Here is a 17,086-nt window from a genome sequence, read left to right as displayed (position 1 = left end):
CTTATCCTTTATATTCGCTACAAACCACTTCTCTAATACGTGCAGCGGTTTTAGGACCAATGAGTTTCACTTCCCTGAGTTCTTCTTCGCAAGCTTTCATTACAGCCTCAACAGACCCGAAATGTTCAAGCAGGTTGCGTGCTGCTTGTGGTCCAATCTGGGGTATTGCGGATACAATATATTCCTGCTGCTTTGAAAGGATTGGAGCAGCTTTTTTCCCGTGGGGATTGATAGGTTTTTTTTCCTTTCCCTGCTGTCTTTTAGCTATCTGGAGTATGAGAGCTGCTGTTTCCTCTGCGTCCCTGGTATGGAGAATGGTTGTTTCAAAATCCATTGATATTGATAACATTGCACCGTAAATGGAAGAGGGATTGATACGCCGGGCGTTGAATAGTCCTTCTCCTTCTATAATCAGGATGGTTTTTTCATAAGTGCGTGTCAGGTTTGAAAGCTGCTCGAAGAGCTTTCCCTCAATAAGTGAATTCACGAAATCGCCGGTTTCCTTTCTCTCGATAGCGACATTCTCACTGACAACGTAATCTCCTACTTCGAGAGTTTTTACACTAAGGGATGCACCTGCTTTTTGTAGATTGCGTGTTACAGTACTGCGTATCTCTCTTTGATCTGCCACGACTTCCGGTCCGTTTTCATCTTCAGGCCCCACGCGGTTGTCGAAATCTTCAAGACTGCGCTGCTTTTCTTTAATGAAAGGATTTTCGTGTTCATCTGTGGATAGTGTTTCCTGGAGTTGTCTGATATTTCCCTGCATCTTCTTTTCCCGGTTTGCACTGCTCCAGTAGTAACCTTCGTCCCGGGTCCCCTTTGTTACCAGAACTACAACCCTGCCGGCATGTTTGCGGCCGGTTCTCCCCTTTCTCTGGATACTGCGTATTTCTGAAGGAATTGGTTCATAAAAAACAACCAGGTCTGTTGCAGGTATATCCAGTCCCTCTTCAGCAACGGAAGTTGCAACAAGTACATTGAAGTTTCCCTGTTTGAAATGATCGATTATTTCGATCTGTTGTTTCTGGGTCAGGCCTTTGTCTCTGTATTTTGAACTCTGGCCTACAAATTTCACTGGATTTATATCTTCAATATTTGATAGTGCATCTGTTACCATTTCTGCGGTATCCCTGAAATTGGTAAAAACGATCACTCTTGAATCTGGATTGGAGGTTAATTGTTCTTTTACAATGTTACACACGGTCTCAAGTTTGGGATGCTCTGCACCGCACTCTTTAATACGATAGGATAATTGCCTCATGAACAGGTCTTCCATGAGTCTTTTAGAAGCTTTACTCGCTCCCTTTGTACAGGCTTCCCTCTCCAGGCGGTCCACATATTTGGCAAGAGCCCCTACTCCCTGGGTTTCAATAACTTCTATTGCATGGCCTGCTTTGAGGATTTCTGCCATGAGGGATATGGAACTGTATACAGAAGGATCAGGGTTTCCACTTCTGAGTTGGCCCTGCATTTTTCTCTGGAGTCCCAGTAGTTCCTTTTTTGATGTTTTTTTCCCGTAGGGCAGTCTGTATCCCAGTTCATCCAGTTTTTGGATTCTGTCTTCCAGGACTTTATCAAGCAAATCCTTGAGCCTTTGCATTTCATCGGGCAATTTTAAGTGAACCCATTCGACTTGTTTATGGTGGATATATGGGGTAACATCAGAATCGTCTTCTGTTTTGACTGCCACTTTTTCGATATGAAGGCTTTCGCAGACCTCTGCTATCTTTTCATCAGAGCTTCCCGGGCTTGCTGTAATTGCCAGACACAGGGGTTCTTTTGCCTGGTTGAAATATTCCTCTGCAATGTAGGTATATGAGTAGTTTCCAACAGCACGGTGTGCTTCATCGAATGTTATGTGGGCCACGTCCTGAAGACTGATCCTTTTTGTGAGCAGGTCGTTCTCGATGACCTGGGGCGTGGATACTATTACTCTGCCCTTTTCCCACATATTTTCCCTCTTTGCAGGAGGGAGATTTCCCGTAAATGTCATCACTTCTTCAGGTTCCAGGTTTAACATCTGGCTAAAAAAAGCTGCGTGTTGTTCGACCAGTGGTTTTGTGGGTGATAACATCACCACCTTTTTTCCCGTAGCCTCCAGTTTTGACGCCATGACAAGCAGAGCTACTATTGTTTTGCCCAGCCCTGTGGGAAGGACTACCAGTGTAGAGGAAGATAGTGCTTTGCCTGCCAGGTCAAGCTGGTAGAGACGTTGTTCGACAGAATCGGTTTTAATCAGGGGATGTTGTATGTACTTTACCATATTACCCTTTACTTATCTTTAAAGGGGAAATAACAAACAATCTTTATTAATATCTTAGCAAAGCGGATTGAAAGTATTAGAGGGGGCTTCCCGCCTCCTCAAACACCATATTTCCACTGATTAATTTTTCCAGGTTTCCTTCAAGATCGCTTACATGGGTGCGAACCTGTTTCATGGTATCTCTTTCACGAATTGTAACGGTATCATCTTCAAGGGTGTCGTAGTCAATAGTTACCGAATATGGAGTACCTATTTCATCATTCCTTCGGTATCTTCTTCCGATGGTTCCCGAATCATCATAAGCCACCATCAATCCCATGTCCTTTAGGTTACTTACGATCTGCCTGCCTTTATTGACCAGTTCATCACTGTTTTTCATAAGTGGCAGGACTGCTACCTGGATTGGGGCGATTTCGCTTTTAAATTTGAGAAGAATGCGCTCCTCTTCCTTTTCGTCCTCAGCTGTAGGGGCCATTTCGGTTTCATAAGCATGTTCCAGTAATGTGTAGAATATCCTGTCGATTCCATAGGACGGTTCGATCACATGGGGTACCACAGTTTCCCCGCTTATTTTTTCTTCCACTTCTTCAGCTGAAACAACATCTTTTGGTACTGAAACTTCTTCGCCGTTGACTAATACTTTTATATCGTCATCTTTTTCGAGTTCTTCAGGCCCGAGTTGCTTGAGGGCTTCTGCAACATCCTTTGCTTTTTTCCTGAATAGGGGGCCTAGTTTTCCCATATCCGGTTTTACAGCAAATTTTTTCACCATTTTAGGTTCATCATATTCAATATAGACAGCCAGCTCATTTTTGCTCATTTTTGTATGCGCATTCAGGTCATAGTCGGTCCTGTCAGCAATACCCACTGTTTCTATCCATCCAAAACGAGATGTCTTGATTTCGCCATCCCAGCAATCGATTGCATAATGTGCCATTTCATCTTTTTTATGCTGGCGGAATCTCAGTTTATCAGGAGATATACCAATACGTTTGAGGAAACGGTTGGTAAGAGCGATATGGTATGCAAGGAATTCATGGGCAATGATATTATTGTCAATTGCTTCCCGGATTGTCATTTCCTCCAGTTCCCCTCTTTCCTGGGCTTTATCGGAATAAAGTATTATCAGGTCATTCTCCACTGCAGTAATTTCTGGATGTGTTTTTTCTTGTGGATGGATGAATATTTCAGCTTCAGCCTGGGTAAATTCCCTGAGTCTTATGACACCCTGCCGCGGGGATATCTCATTACGATATGACTTACCGATCTGGGTTACACCAAAAGGCAGTTTTTCCCTGTAATAACGCGCCAGCCTCTGGAAATCAATGAAGATTCCCTGAGCGGTTTCCGGACGCAGGTATCCGGGTTTGCCATTGCCGGGTCCTATACTCGTCTCAAACATCAGATTAAATTCCTTGGCCTTTCCGAGTTTCCCCTCGCATTCCGGGCAGCAAATATCATATTTGCTGATCATCTCATCTACTTCTTCATTGGTCAATGCATCCGCAACCGCTACATAGTCTTCAATCAGGTGATCTGCCCGGAATGCCTCTCCACATTGTTCACACTCACACAGAGGGTCGGAGAAACCACCTACATGACCGGAAGCCACGAAAATGTCCTCAATGCCGATGGTGGGAGTTTCGATTTCCATGAAACCTTCCCGGACGACATAGAATTGTCTCCAAATGTTTTCTATTCTGCGTTTCAGGGTACTTCCCAGGGGTCCGTAGTCATAGAATCCGGCAGTACCTCCATATAATTCAAAAGAGTTCCACAGGAATCCCCGTCTTTTTGCCAGTTCTATAACCTGCTCATATTTGTCCATAATTGAATCCTCGATAAATGGGATAATATATCTATGAAAGTGATCTCATTCTCCATATTTCCATGACATTTAATTCTATCGAACTATTTCAAAATTGCACTATAATTATGAACAGAACAATTAAAGCCCAGTAACATTTATTCATTTATTGGGGATGTGTGACCTGTCTATAGAGGACTATATATACACTATCATATACAAGACCATTTTCATATCGTACCACTACCTAACATATCTTCATTTGGCCATATCACTCACATGGTCTTGCTCTCTTCTTTTCAAATATTATCTATTGAGGACTTCTTCTACAGATTCTCCCCCATGTACAATGCGGGATATTTTAGATACGGTAACAACCGGGTCTTCGGACTGGAATACATTTCTGCCGATTGCAACACCTCTGCCGCCTGCCTCCAGTGAATCATGTATCATTTGAAGGAGATCTTCTTCGGTTTCCATCTGGGGACCACCTGCTATAACAACAGGTACCGGGCAGCCTTCCACGACTTCTTTGAATGAATCAATATCTCCTGTGTAATTTGTTTTTACGATATCTGCTCCCAGCTCGGCACCCACTCTTGCAGCATGTTTCACATACTCTGCATCATGTTCTGATGCTACGCGGGGTCCTCTGGGGTACATCATTGCAAGAAGGGGAATTCCCCATTCATCACAGCCCTTTGCAATTCTACCAAGGTCCTGCAACATTTCTGCCTCATCATCTGCACCTATATTTATGTGGACTGATACTGCATCAGCGCCCACCTTTATGGCTTCCTCAATGGTGGTAACCAGTACCTTGTGGTTTGGATCAGGGCCAAGGGATGTTGAACCGGAAAGATGAATTATCAATCCCACGTCCTTTCCATATCCTCTGTGGCCATGTTTGGGAAGACCCATGTGCCCCAATACTGCGTTTGCACCACCTTCAGCGACTTTATTTACAGTAGTGGGCATATCTGTCAGTCCTCTTAGAGGCCCGGCCCCGACTCCGTGGTCCATTGGTATTATTATTGCGTTTTGTGTATTACGATCGAATATGCGTTCTATCCTTACGGATTTGCCAATTTCACTCATGTGTCCTCTCCTGTACATATATGCACATGTATTTTTTATAAAAAATTATTGTAAGCAGGTATTCTCATTCTGGTATTTACCATTGTATCCTTCATCCACTTCTGTGTGCAGAGTATAAAACACAAGTTGTATAAGACGCGCATTTTTTTGCAGTTTCAGGCCATCGGGGTTATATACAACAAGTAAACATTCGCTTCTGCCCCGGTATCCGGCATCCCATACAGCAGTTTCCAGAGTCGCTCCGGCACGTATCAGGCTTGACCTTGGTGTTGCGAGTGCTGCAATATTTTTGGGAATATTAACGATTTCGTTGAAGATAATTTTGTATATGCCCTTTTCAAGATCAATCCATTCCTCATAAAAATCAAGAGGTATACTTTCAGGAATTTGCCTTTTTGAATTATCAAAATCGATGGTACCCTCTCCATTTAGTCTGTGCACACTCTCAAGTGTAAGTTCGATACCATTGGGTTGCACCTGAAATTCTTCATCCACAAAACCTTCTACAAGAGGCTGCTCACCCTCCAGTAGTTTGTTAAGTTCTTTCCTTGATAGCATTGCCATATGTTATATACCTCTTTTTTGCATTTCTATTGTAAGACAGTCTTATATCATTCTGTTCCAATCTTCAGTAAGACACTTTGGAGGGGATATTTTATGTTAAACCTTATTTTTCAAACAATTCTGATAACTATTATACTTGTTTCAGTATATCTTGTTCGTAATAATAAAACTAAACTCCATTGTCGTATAATGGGTTTTGCTTTGTTTGCACAGCTTTTGTCGACAGTATTTTTTATGTACCCCGCTATGTCTGGTGTAAGATCTACTTATTACTTTAACACGTTTTTCAATATTGAACTGCTTTTCCATCATGGGTTGGGCCTTTTTATCCTTCTTTTGGGCCTTTATGTAGAATTACTTTTTATGGGCAGGGTCAAGGATATTCTCAATAGGTTAATTGCAATGAAACTCATAGCTGCATTATGGTTCCTTTCTTATCTGCTGGGGGTACACATCTATCTTGTGATGTACTATTGAATCTCAGGTTGCTTGGACTCTCTTCCAATAAACAACTGCAGACATCTTTTCAGGTGAATGAACCATAGAAACATTAAAATCATTTTAGGTTTATTGGATGCTCAGGTGAAACTAAAATGAGTTCAGAACTACCCCCACAGGTCCAGAACCAGCTGGCACAGTTGCAGCAGGTTCAACAACAGGCCCAGACACTTGCTATGCAAAAAAATCAGATCGAAAGTACACTGAAAGAAACGGAAAATGCTCTGGAAGAACTTGAACAGTTATCAGGAGATGCAGTTGTCTACAGGACTGTTGGGGATATGCAGATCCGTACGACCAAGGATGATGCTATCGAAAAGCTCAAAGAGAGAAATGAAACCCTTTCCCTGAGATTGCAGTCTATTTCTCGTCAGGAAGAACGCATATCCAAACGTTTCAACCAGCTTCAGGAACAGGTCAAACAGGCTATGGGTACCCAGGGCGGTTATCAGGCACAGTGAGCCTGACCTGCCTGCCAACTATCATTTGCCGGCACAATTGCGGGTAGTGATAGTAGAGGTTGAAATGAAAGTAGATGAAGAGGGATTCTACAACAAACTTCTTGACTACCATAATATCCTGTATCTATGTCATCGCAATGCTGACCCCGATGCTGTAAGCAGTGCCTTTGCTCTATCTGAAGCTATTGGAGGCAAAGTAGGGCTGGTTGATGGTTGCAATCGTGTTGCTTCTTTGCTGGTTGACAAACTTGAGATTGATGTTGTGGAAAACCCAAACCCCGAAGCCTACGATCTTACGGTTGTAGTAGATACTTCAACAATTGCACAATTAAATGATATTGAATTATGTCACTATGGCGTGATTGATCACCACGCCACAACTGCTCTTACAGAGAATGCAGCATTTTATCTGCACCGCAATAAGACATCTGTTGCAGAAATAGTTTATGATGTACTGAAATGCATGGGTGCCCCTATTATGAACCGTACTGCTGTGGGGCTCATGACAGGGATAGTGACCGATACCGGGCATTTCAAACATGCAACAAGTGATACTTTCCGCACATTTTCTAATATTATTGAAAGCAGCGGTGTTGAATATGCGGAAGTACTGGAGCTGATGGCTTCCACTCCACAGGATGTGTCTATGCGTATTGCCATGCTAAAGACGGCCAATCGTGCGGAGATTGAAAGAGTGGAAAGTTGGCTTGTGGCTACCTCTCATGTAAGCTCTTTTGGAGGTTCTGCTTCTTCAATGCTGATCAATATAGGTGCTGATGTTGCATTTGTAGGTACGTTGAAAGAAAACTCTATCCGGGTTAGCGGAAGGGCAAAGAGAGATGCTGTAAATGCCGGAGTAAATCTGGGTCAGATCATGGAAGATGTGAGTGCTGATTACAATGGCACAGGTGGAGGACATGCAGGTGCTGCGGGTATCGATGTAGTTGCCGATATGGATGAGATACTTTGGGCCTGCAAACAAAAGGTTATTGAAGTTCTCCGGAATAAGAAGAATCCGTCTAGTTTATAAATCTTAATTTCAAATATTATATATAATGATGTACTTTGTACATGACAAAATATCTGTTATGTGATAACATGATCGAATACTGGAACCCACAGATTGAAAGAATGCCCCTTGATGAGCTGGAACAGATTCAGGAGGAGCGGTTGCGCCATCTTGTAGACTATGTCTATACTCACTCTCCTTTTTACAAAAAACGTTTTGATGAAGCCGGGGTGAAACCGGAAGATATCAGGACTCTGGAGGACCTGCAAAAGCTTCCGTTTACCTATAAACAGGACCTCAGGGATAATTATCCTAAAGGAATGTTTTGTGTACCTGATACACAGCTTGTACGCTATCATGTTTCTTCAGGTACCACTGGCAAACCTACTGTTGTGGGTTATACCAAAAATGACATTCATGAGTGGGCAAAGTCCCTGGGAAGAGCATTAACATCAATTGGTGTGGGCCGTGGGGATGTCCTTCAGGTAAGTTATGGCTACGGTCTTTTTACAGGTGGACTCGGACTGCATTATGGTGCTGAAGAAGTGGGTTCCACCGTCCTGCCGATTAGTGTTGGTAACACCGATAAACAGCTTGAACTGATGCAGGATCTTGGTACCACAACGCTTGCATGTACTCCTTCTTACTTCCTTTACATGGCAGAAGAAGCAAAGGATAAGGGTATTGATTTCCAGGAGGATACCGGCCTGAAAACCGGTATATTCGGAGCCGAGCCCTGGACTGAGGAAATGCGCAAGCGTATGGAAGACGCTACAGGCATAAAGGCATATGATGTGTTTGGTACCTCTGAACTCAGTGGGCCACTTTTTACTGAGTGTACTTGCCAGGATGGAATTCATATCTGGGGCGACCAGTTTATTGTGGAAATAATCGATCCTGAAACTGGAGATACTCTACCAGAAGGAGAAAGGGGAGAACTTGTAATAACCACTCTTAAAAAAGAAGCCCTGCCTCTTATCCGATACAGGATAGGAGATTGTACAATTCTGAACAAGCAACCCTGTGAATGCGGGCGCACACATCCCAGAATAATGAGGGTGACCGGACGTGTGGATGATATGCTGATTATCCGTGGAATCAACGTATTCCCGGGACAGGTAGAATCCGTGCTTATGAAAATACCCGAAGTTGAAGAACATTTCATGATACATGTGGATCGTATCAATGAAATGGATACAATGAAAATACAGATTGAAATGAATGATGAAGCATTCAGTGACAAGGTCAATGACATAATCTCACTGGAGAAAAAAGTTGCCTCTGCTCTAAAGAGTGTGCTCAATCTTTCTGTTGGTGTCGAACTTGTAGAACATGGGACAATTCCGCGGTCTATTGGTAAATCCAAAAAGATAATTGATAATAGAAAGCTATAAAGAATTTCAGGATAATTTATAGACCATAACACCACAGGTTGATGATTCCATGGATGAGAAATTTATCAAACAAATATCACTCTTTGCAGAGAATAAGCCAGGCCACCTTGCAAATATTGCATCCAGCTTCAAAGAGGCATCCGTCAATATAAGGGCATTTACTATCGCTGAAGCAGGGGATTTCGGAATTATAAGGATGGTAGTAGACAAGCCGGAAAAAGCACATCGTGTATTGCATGATGCAGGTTTTACAGTTTCCGAAACAGATGTTCTGGGTATACAAATGGAAGATGTACCCGGCCAGCTTGCAACAATAGCAGAGGTACTTGGCAAAAAAGGTGTCAACATCGATTATGCTTACGCTTTTGTTACAAAAACAGAAAAGGCGTTTCTCATAATACGCGTTAATGATTTGAAAACCGCTGTTGAAACGCTTTATGAACAAGGAATTTCATTGCTGGATATGGGTGATGTGCAAAGCATCTAATCTTTCTTTTTTTTTGAAAAGTAAAACCACGGCTCCTATATATGACTCCTAATTCAACCTTACAAAGCAAGCTTGGGGGTTCGCATTCCACCATCATAGGTGGTAGACATGGCAAGAAACTGCTCAAAATAATCAGTAATCATCCAGATGTCAAAAGAATAATCCCTTCAGTAATTACTGTTAAAGGAAAGAGTGCACCCGGGGGGAAGATAGATGTAAAACTTCTTCGTCCGGATAGTAGAGGCAATTTGAGGGCTCTCCTGACACATGGTACTTCTTCCCAGGAGGTAAGAATCGTTACAAGCGTTGGGAAAGAAGAAGAAGGGGAAAGAATAATGCAGGAAATAAATGCAATGTTTATGGAGTGATCCCGGGTATGTATCTGGGTATTGATCACGGCACAAATGCAATGCGTTTTGCAGCTCTTGATAAACATGGAAAATCCTTCTATTTTGAAGTTCCCCGAACAGACATGAAGGAAATGGAAGACAGTCAAATTCTTGAATTAATCCAAAAGCAATTCAATATCAATATCAAACAGATTGAAATGATTGCCCTGACTTATTCTATGGGAGATGGAATTGTCAATATTATGGATATACAGGATGTCCACAATCGTGGAGTAAGAAGTATTGAAGGAGTCGGTAAAAAGACCGGTGCGGGAACTCTGGTGTTTGATACTATCAAGAAGGCACAAATCCCCACAGTTGTAATACCCGGGATACATTCACAAAGCCATACTGATTCTCGAATGAACGTATTTTCTCATTCCACAAGCCCTGAAAAACTTGGAATTGCCTATGATGCATTATCCAGGGGTATTAATAATTTCATTGTATCAGATATCAGTTCAAACACTGTAACTCTGGCTGTTGCAAACGGCGTGGTTATAGGTGCCCTTGATGCCTGTATTTTCGCACCCGGTACCGTACACGGCCCTCTTGATCTTGAATCAATAAGGCAGGTTGATGCCGGGACATGTGGTGCGAATGAGGCTTTCATGAACAGTGGTGTGGTGAAAAATACATCTTATAAAAACACTGCAGATTTGCTTGATGGATTAAAAGATAATGAAGATCAGGCAAAATTTGCAATTGATACTCTTGCTCTTTTTGCATCCATGGAAATAGAAGCTATGAAAGTTTTGCTAAAGGATTATTCAACATGTGATTGTCTTTTTCTTGCAGGTTCTATGGCAGAAGTGGATCCTCTTGTGGAAAAAATACATCACTATCTGGATATGAAACCCTGGATTCTGGGAAAATGGAGTGCAGCTACTGGATGTGCCCGAATGGCCAGGGATATTGCAAAAGGCAAAAAGCAAATCCTGGGTATCGAAGTTAGTATCTGAATTTCAATTGGAATACAGATCTCTCCTACGGTCTTCCAGTACAGGTATTTTACTGGATAGTTCTTTGGCAAGTGAGAGGTCGATGTCTGCTATGATTATGCATTCATCGCGGCCGGAATCTGCAAGAGTATTCCCCAGGGCATCAATAATCATGGAACTTCCAGGGAACGATTTGGTAGGGTCTTTTCCTGTGCGGTTACACATCACATGAGGAATCTGGTTTTCCACTGCCCTGGCAGGACCCAGGATTCTCCAGTGATTGCCCCGCGGATCCGGAAATTGGGCAATAGTCACCAGTAAGTCGGCTCCTTCAAGCACAAGTTTGCGTGCCACTTCAGGAAACCTTATCTCGTAGCATATTTCCAATCCGATACATATATTCTCAAGTTTTATGGGCTGAATGGAATCACCCGGGGTAAAGTGACCTTTTTCTTCCCCGAAGGGGTGAATTTTGTGATAGGTTCCCCGAATTATACCGCTTTCAATACAGAACCCAAGATTGGCATAGGGTTTGGTTTTAGCATCCAGTTCTTCCACTATTGAACCGATAAGGATGCATTTATTTTTTTTTGAAAAATCCGCAAGTTGTCCTACTGTGGGGTAGGGGGACTTTTCAGCCAGTTTATCCATCTGTTCATAACAGAAACCTGTGGAAAACACTTCCGGGAATACAATTATTTCAGCACCCATGGCAAGGCCCCGATTAGCCATAGCGAGGGCTTTTTCAATGTTTGTTTTCTTATTACAATGCTCAATGTCCATCTGGATACAGGCAACTTTTACCATAGAGTATCTCCTCAGTATTTGGGACATGTACCTTTTGCAAGTATTATGGATATTCCTTTTTTTTCCATTTTTTCCATCAGAAGGGCCTGCAATTCTCTTTCTTTGATTTTTTCTGCAAAATCTACCACTTCAATGTCATCATGAAGTGCTTCAAGAACATGAGTAAGGTCCGCTACATCCTGTCCTCCCGTCATAGCTGCAACATCATTTTGCAGTATAATAACCAGCAGGTCAAAACCGTTGGATTTTGCATTGATCAATCCCTGCATTCCTGTATGTGCCAGACCAAAATCCCCGATGACTGCAATACCTTTTCCTTTGAAACCACAGGCGACCGATATGGCAGAGCCAAGTGCAAAACCTGTATCCACGGCCTGAAGAGGTGCAGAAGTACTTAATATGGAACAGCCCATGTCCCCTGCAATTGGTTTATCTATTGTACCAAGCACTTTGTAGAGAGGCAGATAGGGGCATGTATCACAGATAGAACGTGGCCCTCTCTCTTTAATAGTCTCGGGGTTGACCACTTTATCCATATGTGTTTTTTTGATATTTTCAAGAGCATGCAGTATATGTTCTTTTTCTATTTTACCATGGGGTATATGTCCTGTGGATTTGCCCTTTATGGTGTCTTCGATTGAAATATGAGATTCGATGTAATCTTCTGTTTCCTCAACCACAAGCACATATTCATGGTGATCAATAAATCTTTTCAATTTTTTAATTGGCAGTGGATAAACCATGTCCAGAGCCAGATGTGAAATCCGGGAATTGCTTTCTTCAATGAATTTTTCCACAAGGCAGGCAGGATAACCTGAGGAAATAATGCCTGTTTTTGTTGTATCGATATGACACAGACAATCCTGTGATTGGGAATAATCTCCCATTAAAGGGTATGACATTGAATGGAAACGCTGATGCTTCCCCTTCATGGTGTAGTCCCATACAGACCTGTCAAATTCAGGTGGTACCGATCCTTTTGGTCGCAATAAAGCACTTTCACAAAACGATTCCAGAAGACGGGAAGTTACTCTGACTATAACGGGAATACTTGCCTTTTCCGAAAGTTCGATTGCTTCTTTCAGTGAATCAAACAACTTTTCAGGAGTTGCAGGATCAAAGACAGGTACTTCGGCCAGGGGTCCGAAATAGCGTGAGTCCTGTTCATTCTGGGAGGCTTTTGCGCCGGGGTCATCCCCTGCGATTATCACTAAACCTGCGCCTATTGTATGGGTGGCGGATGTAACCAGAGGGTCACAGAGTACATTCATGCCCACATGTTTTGTCAGGACAAAAGACCTGCGTCCGGCAACCGAGGCCCCCAGGGCAGTTTCAAGAGCCACTTTTTCATTAATCATCCAGAAAGTATTGTCTGCCCAAAAATCATCATTTCTGAATAGATTCACAATCGAAGTAACAGGATAGCCGGCAACCGCACTGACCAGCTTAACTTCCAGCAGGCCGGCAGCCTTTAATATCACATCTTTGCCGCTTATTTGACGCTCATTCATGGGAGTTCAGCATCCATTATTACCGAATCATCCGGTCTGGCAAACCAGGGTAGGGCAGCAAGGGCACCTATTACGCCTTTACCATCAATCCAGACATCCACACCATGATTTTCAGCATACTCCATTGCAAACTCATAGGTCAGCTCAGCAGACCTGCACAATCTGCTGTATTCCTTAATGCTGGAAGCATTAAAGGAGTCGAGGACAACCATTCCCGTATCCTTTGATACACTGTACTTTTCCAGTGCACTGCGGATATTTTCAAGGAGTGCATTCTGTGCCCTTTCATTCACACATCCAAATTCCAGGACTGTTGAAACACAGTTCTGGGTTTTTGCCGATACAGGGAAAAGTTGCACCAGGGAGTGGGAGAGGTACACACTTTCCACACAATCCAGTTCTTTTGCGATGTTGTGGGTCAGACACCAGGTAGCACCTGTTTCTTTGTTGTCAGTATCATCAATTCCCACGAGTACACGCTTGCGTTTTGGGACAATGATGGTACCTTTTGCCGCCTTCCCACCTCCAGAGGGAGTAGTTTCTGAGTGTAGGACCCCGGCTGCCTGTGCACGACAACGCGTGGCACCGACGCCTCCCCCACCCAGTCCGGCATAGGTAATTGCAACCTCATTATCTTTGATTTCCACCGCTTCAATACCTGCAGCGGCAGACGATGGCTTTAGTTCAAGGGGTACATTACCGGTTTTTACAAGATAGCGAGTCATATTTCCCAGTGTCCTTACCTGCCGGACAATAGGGGAGTGGGAATAATGGTGCCTGGCCCATGCAGCACCACCATAACAATTACTATGTTCAATTATCTCCGCACATTCATCCGTTTCATCACATATGGCATAGATTGCCCTGTAAGGGATGGAGTATGGTTCATCAAGTTCTATCTCTTTCATTCGGCTGGATAATTGTCGGAAAATGCTTTAAATCTTTTGTCAGGAAATATATCCTTCATCCTTCAAACTCACAAATTTTCCTTCCCCGATTATCACATGATCCAGTACATCAATTCCGAGTATTTTCCCTCCGTCTACGAGTTTACGGGTAATATTTATATCTTCCCTGCTTGGTGTGGGATCTCCCGATGGATGATTGTGTGTAAGAATTACAGAGGCTGCTGATTCCAGAAGGGCTGATTTGAATACCTCCCTTGGATGAACAATATTGGCATTGAGGCTGCCTATTGATACCACATCTTCCCGTAGGACCTGATTTTTGGTGTCAAGGTGAAGGGTTGTAAGATGTTCTTTTTTCTGGCACCTCAACTGGGGATACAGGAGTTTGTACACATCATCCGGGGAACGGATACGTGGCAGTGGCTCATCTGAATGTTTCTCAAGCCTGCGAGCCAGTTCGAATATAGCAGAGATCTGGGAAGCCTTTGCAATCCCTACTCCATGGATTTCGGTCAGCTTTGTGATATTGGCCTGACTTAAATTTTTGATAGAATAATTTGCAAAAATACGACTGCACAGGTTGATCACATTTTCCTTCGCTGTACCGGTTCGCAGGATTATTGCAAGCAATTCCGTATTGGAAAGGTTCGAAGGCCCATATTTTGCAATTCTCTCCCTTGGCCTTTCTTCCAATGGCATATCCTGTACCCTTAATTTCTGCTCATCCATACATTGAGTAAATAATCCTCTTATATATAAATAATACGTAATATTTCTTAATTATCAAATTATGTCAGTCTATCCAATGCCTACTTATATTTATAATTCCATGCCATAATTATGAAAGTCGTAGCTGTTATTGGTTACAAAAATACCGGCAAGACAACTTTTGTTTGCAGGCTGGTGGAAAAACTTGCTTTGAAGGGTAAAGTTGGTACTGTCAAAATCATGCATGATCATCGCTTTGATTCCCCAAAAAAAGATACGGGTAAACATTTCGATTCTGGCGCTGAAAACGTGACTGCAGTCTCAGAGGAAGGTATGGTTTCTATTCAGCGTGGGGCAGGCCTGGATGAAGCTCTTGAAGTCCTTGCAGGCAGAGGGATGGATTACGCTATCGTGGAAGGCGCTACAAATAGTGATTTGCCCAAAATAATGCTGGGAGAGATGGATGAGGAAGCAGGGAATGTTGTACTCAGGCTTGCTCCTTGTTCGGACTGGGATATGGACGAAGTTGCAGGAATTGTACAGCAAACATCGGAATTCGTAACCCTGAACAGTATGATTGACAGAATACGTCATATGCCTGAATTTCCTCTGACTGGAAGTATCGGTACTTTCACCGGTGTGGTAAGAGGGGAGACAGATGATATCAGCACAAAAATGCTCGAATTTGAAAAATATGAGAGTGTTGCTGATGAACGTATAGAAAAGATATGTAATGACCTCAAACAAAGAGAAGGAATTATCGAAGTGTTAATCCATCACAAAAGTGGCCGACTAATGCGGGGAGAGGATATTGTGTATATTGCTGTAGCATCGGCCCACAGACAGGAGTTATTTAAAGCCCTGAGTGATGCGATTGAAAGAGTAAAGTCAGAGGTGCCCATATGGAAAAAAGAAGTTACCATGGAAGGTGATTTCTGGGTACATGATCACGCATAAGTAAGCAGTCTCTTAAATTCTCGACTTTTGAATCGGCAGGGTACTCTGGCCATGGGGCATGAAATGGATTCTCACGGCCGGATTTTTTGCAATGATTGAATCAATCGCCTGCTGGATGTCTGGTACAGGCTTGAAAAACACGTCCTGTACATCCTTTTCAGGCATTTCTGAATACATGAGCAAATCATGTTTCATTGCAAGCTGTGCTATAAATGCCGCTTTATGTCCCCCAAACTCAAAATTTGAGTTGAATTTTTCAATTGTTTCCACAGGACAACTGCATTGTCGGCTCCAGCGCTCAAATATTTCATGACCAAACCCTTCCCTGCATGGGGCTGCAAGCAGGATGGTGCCTCCGTCAATAACTGCCATTTTTGCATTGTCCAGCGGTTTGTATGCCTGATAGAGGTTCATCCCTTTTGAGACATCGGTTGCTGTAATGACAACATCTGCAGGTTTCACTTCCACCTTGTACATCTTATCCACACAGTCAACTCCTTTTCGGTGGGCATCTATAATATCACCGGCTACAGCCCTGACGATTTCCTTTTTGCTGTTGAGGACCACATTGAGTAAAAAATCCGGGCCGAATATTTGAGCCGCTTCCTCCATATCCTGTCTTACAGGACTGTCGATATTGCCGGTAGTTGCCTCTTCAATAGTCATCATCTTATGGTTTGTAATAACAGAATTATTGGAACTCACCCCGGGAAGGATTGCTTTTGCACCTCCACTGTAACCTGCATAATAGTGGAATTCAATATTACCGGTACACACTACTATATCAGACTCATAAACTTCTTTGAATATTTCGACCGGAGTCCCTCTGGAAGTTGTTCCCACCTTTACACAATTTTCTTTATTATGTTCAACAAATCTGACGTTTCCATAAAGAGGGCCCAGTATTTTTTTAATCTCTTCTTCAGTTTGCTGGCGATGAAGTCCCAGAGCACAGACCACCGTTACATTTTCTTCGGTACATCCTCCGGATTTCAATTCTTCAAGAAGTGTTGGGAGCATTGTTGCAGAGGGGGATGGACGGGTAATATCACTGACTATGATGGCTACATTGGAATTCGGTGTTACGATTTCTGAAAGTTTTTTGCTGTTTACCGGATTTGCAAGAGCATTTTTTACAAGTTCCTCAGGGGTAGATTCTACTTCCATTTCACAGGGCATCAGGATATCACCCATATTGGAATCCGGAATGTTGACATCAATACTTTCGTTACCATAGGGTACAGTGATTACGGTCATTTTGTCGGTCCTCATTTATTTGCA

At 42.9% G+C, this 17,086-nt stretch carries 17 protein-coding genes; 8 read left to right on the top strand and 9 right to left on the bottom strand.

All coding sequences use genetic code 11. The annotated features are described in order from the left end of the window. Nucleotide 1 precedes the first annotated feature (1 nt). The 4 genes from CP947_RS02105 to CP947_RS02090 all read right to left on the bottom strand — a co-directional run bounded on the left by CP947_RS02105 (nt 2) and on the right by CP947_RS02090 (nt 5,735). A complete protein-coding gene (locus tag CP947_RS02105; RefSeq protein WP_096711588.1) occupies nt 2-2,266 on the bottom strand; it encodes a DEAD/DEAH box helicase in 2,265 nt (754 codons plus the stop codon). 76 nt (nt 2,267-2,342) lie between these two features. Continuing rightward, nucleotides 2,343-4,094 (bottom strand): glycine--tRNA ligase, encoded by a 1,752-nt coding sequence (gene glyS / locus CP947_RS02100; RefSeq protein ID WP_096711587.1) that lies wholly within the window; start codon nt 4,092-4,094, stop codon nt 2,343-2,345. 285 nt (nt 4,095-4,379) lie between these two features. Continuing rightward, entirely contained in the window at nt 4,380-5,171 is a 792-nt protein-coding gene (locus CP947_RS02095; protein ID WP_096711586.1) for a 2-amino-3,7-dideoxy-D-threo-hept-6-ulosonate synthase, read from the bottom strand. A 45-nt stretch (nt 5,172-5,216) separates the two neighbouring features. Next, nucleotides 5,217-5,735: a deoxyuridine 5'-triphosphate nucleotidohydrolase gene (locus tag CP947_RS02090; protein ID WP_096711585.1), complete on the bottom strand. Its 519-nt coding sequence runs from the start codon at nt 5,733-5,735 to the stop codon at nt 5,217-5,219. A gap of 246 nt (nt 5,736-5,981) precedes the next feature. On the opposite strand from CP947_RS02090, the gene CP947_RS10355 reads away from it, so the two are divergent. The 7 genes from CP947_RS10355 (at nt 5,982) to CP947_RS02055 (ending at nt 10,935) form a co-directional block, all read left to right on the top strand. After that, nucleotides 5,982-6,212 carry a hypothetical protein gene (locus CP947_RS10355; protein WP_128753961.1) on the top strand — a complete coding sequence of 77 codons (231 nt, stop codon included), beginning with the start codon at nt 5,982-5,984 and terminating at the stop codon, nt 6,210-6,212. Between the two features lie 116 nt (nt 6,213-6,328). Next, nucleotides 6,329-6,694, top strand: a complete 366-nt coding sequence (locus tag CP947_RS02080; protein ID WP_072562211.1) for a prefoldin subunit beta — start codon at nt 6,329-6,331, stop codon at nt 6,692-6,694. Between the two features lie 64 nt (nt 6,695-6,758). Next, complete coding sequence (locus CP947_RS02075) at nt 6,759-7,724, top strand: DHH family phosphoesterase (RefSeq protein ID WP_096711583.1); 966 nt, start codon at nt 6,759-6,761, stop codon at nt 7,722-7,724. 68 nt (nt 7,725-7,792) lie between these two features. Beyond that, on the top strand, nt 7,793-9,097 hold the full coding sequence (locus CP947_RS02070; protein ID WP_096711627.1) for a phenylacetate--CoA ligase family protein: 1,305 nt from the start codon (nt 7,793-7,795) through the stop codon (nt 9,095-9,097). A gap of 49 nt (nt 9,098-9,146) precedes the next feature. Continuing rightward, nucleotides 9,147-9,584 carry an ACT domain-containing protein gene (locus tag CP947_RS02065; protein WP_096711582.1) on the top strand — a complete coding sequence of 146 codons (438 nt, stop codon included), beginning with the start codon at nt 9,147-9,149 and terminating at the stop codon, nt 9,582-9,584. Between the two features lie 41 nt (nt 9,585-9,625). Next, on the top strand, nt 9,626-9,952 hold the full coding sequence (locus CP947_RS02060) for a DUF2103 domain-containing protein (protein ID WP_096711581.1): 327 nt from the start codon (nt 9,626-9,628) through the stop codon (nt 9,950-9,952). Nucleotides 9,953-9,960: 8 nt separating this feature from the next. Next, nucleotides 9,961-10,935: a methanogenesis marker 12 protein gene (locus CP947_RS02055; RefSeq protein ID WP_096711580.1), complete on the top strand. Its 975-nt coding sequence runs from the start codon at nt 9,961-9,963 to the stop codon at nt 10,933-10,935. A 3-nt stretch (nt 10,936-10,938) separates the two neighbouring features. On the opposite strand, the gene CP947_RS02050 is transcribed toward CP947_RS02055, so the two are convergent. Genes CP947_RS02050 through radC form a run of 4 tightly spaced genes read right to left on the bottom strand, consistent with a single transcriptional unit; the run spans nt 10,939 to nt 14,869 of the window. Continuing rightward, nucleotides 10,939-11,721, bottom strand: coding sequence for a nitrilase-related carbon-nitrogen hydrolase (locus tag CP947_RS02050; protein ID WP_096711579.1), 783 nt, complete (start codon nt 11,719-11,721; stop codon nt 10,939-10,941). A gap of 11 nt (nt 11,722-11,732) precedes the next feature. Then, entirely contained in the window at nt 11,733-13,232 is a 1,500-nt protein-coding gene (locus CP947_RS02045) for a thiamine pyrophosphate-dependent enzyme (protein WP_096711578.1), read from the bottom strand. Next, nucleotides 13,229-14,140: a methanogenesis marker protein 11 gene (gene mmp11, locus CP947_RS02040; RefSeq protein ID WP_096711577.1), complete on the bottom strand. Its 912-nt coding sequence runs from the start codon at nt 14,138-14,140 to the stop codon at nt 13,229-13,231. Before mmp11 ends, CP947_RS02045 begins: the two co-directional genes overlap by 4 nt. A gap of 39 nt (nt 14,141-14,179) precedes the next feature. Further along, nucleotides 14,180-14,869 carry a RadC family protein gene (gene radC / locus CP947_RS02035; protein WP_096711576.1) on the bottom strand — a complete coding sequence of 230 codons (690 nt, stop codon included), beginning with the start codon at nt 14,867-14,869 and terminating at the stop codon, nt 14,180-14,182. A 111-nt stretch (nt 14,870-14,980) separates the two neighbouring features. On the opposite strand from radC, the gene CP947_RS02030 reads away from it, so the two are divergent. Continuing rightward, nucleotides 14,981-15,805, top strand: coding sequence for a molybdopterin synthase (locus CP947_RS02030; RefSeq protein WP_096711575.1), 825 nt, complete (start codon nt 14,981-14,983; stop codon nt 15,803-15,805). 12 nt (nt 15,806-15,817) lie between these two features. On the opposite strand, the gene CP947_RS02025 is transcribed toward CP947_RS02030, so the two are convergent. After that, complete coding sequence (locus tag CP947_RS02025) at nt 15,818-17,062, bottom strand: nickel-dependent lactate racemase family protein (protein WP_096711574.1); 1,245 nt, start codon at nt 17,060-17,062, stop codon at nt 15,818-15,820. Nucleotides 17,063-17,086: the final 24 nt, after the last annotated feature.

The organism is Methanohalophilus euhalobius (genome assembly GCF_900215215.1).
GTDB classification, from domain to species: Archaea; Halobacteriota; Methanosarcinia; order Methanosarcinales; family Methanosarcinaceae; genus Methanohalophilus; species Methanohalophilus euhalobius.
This window is presented reverse-complemented; position numbering and strand designations above follow the sequence as displayed.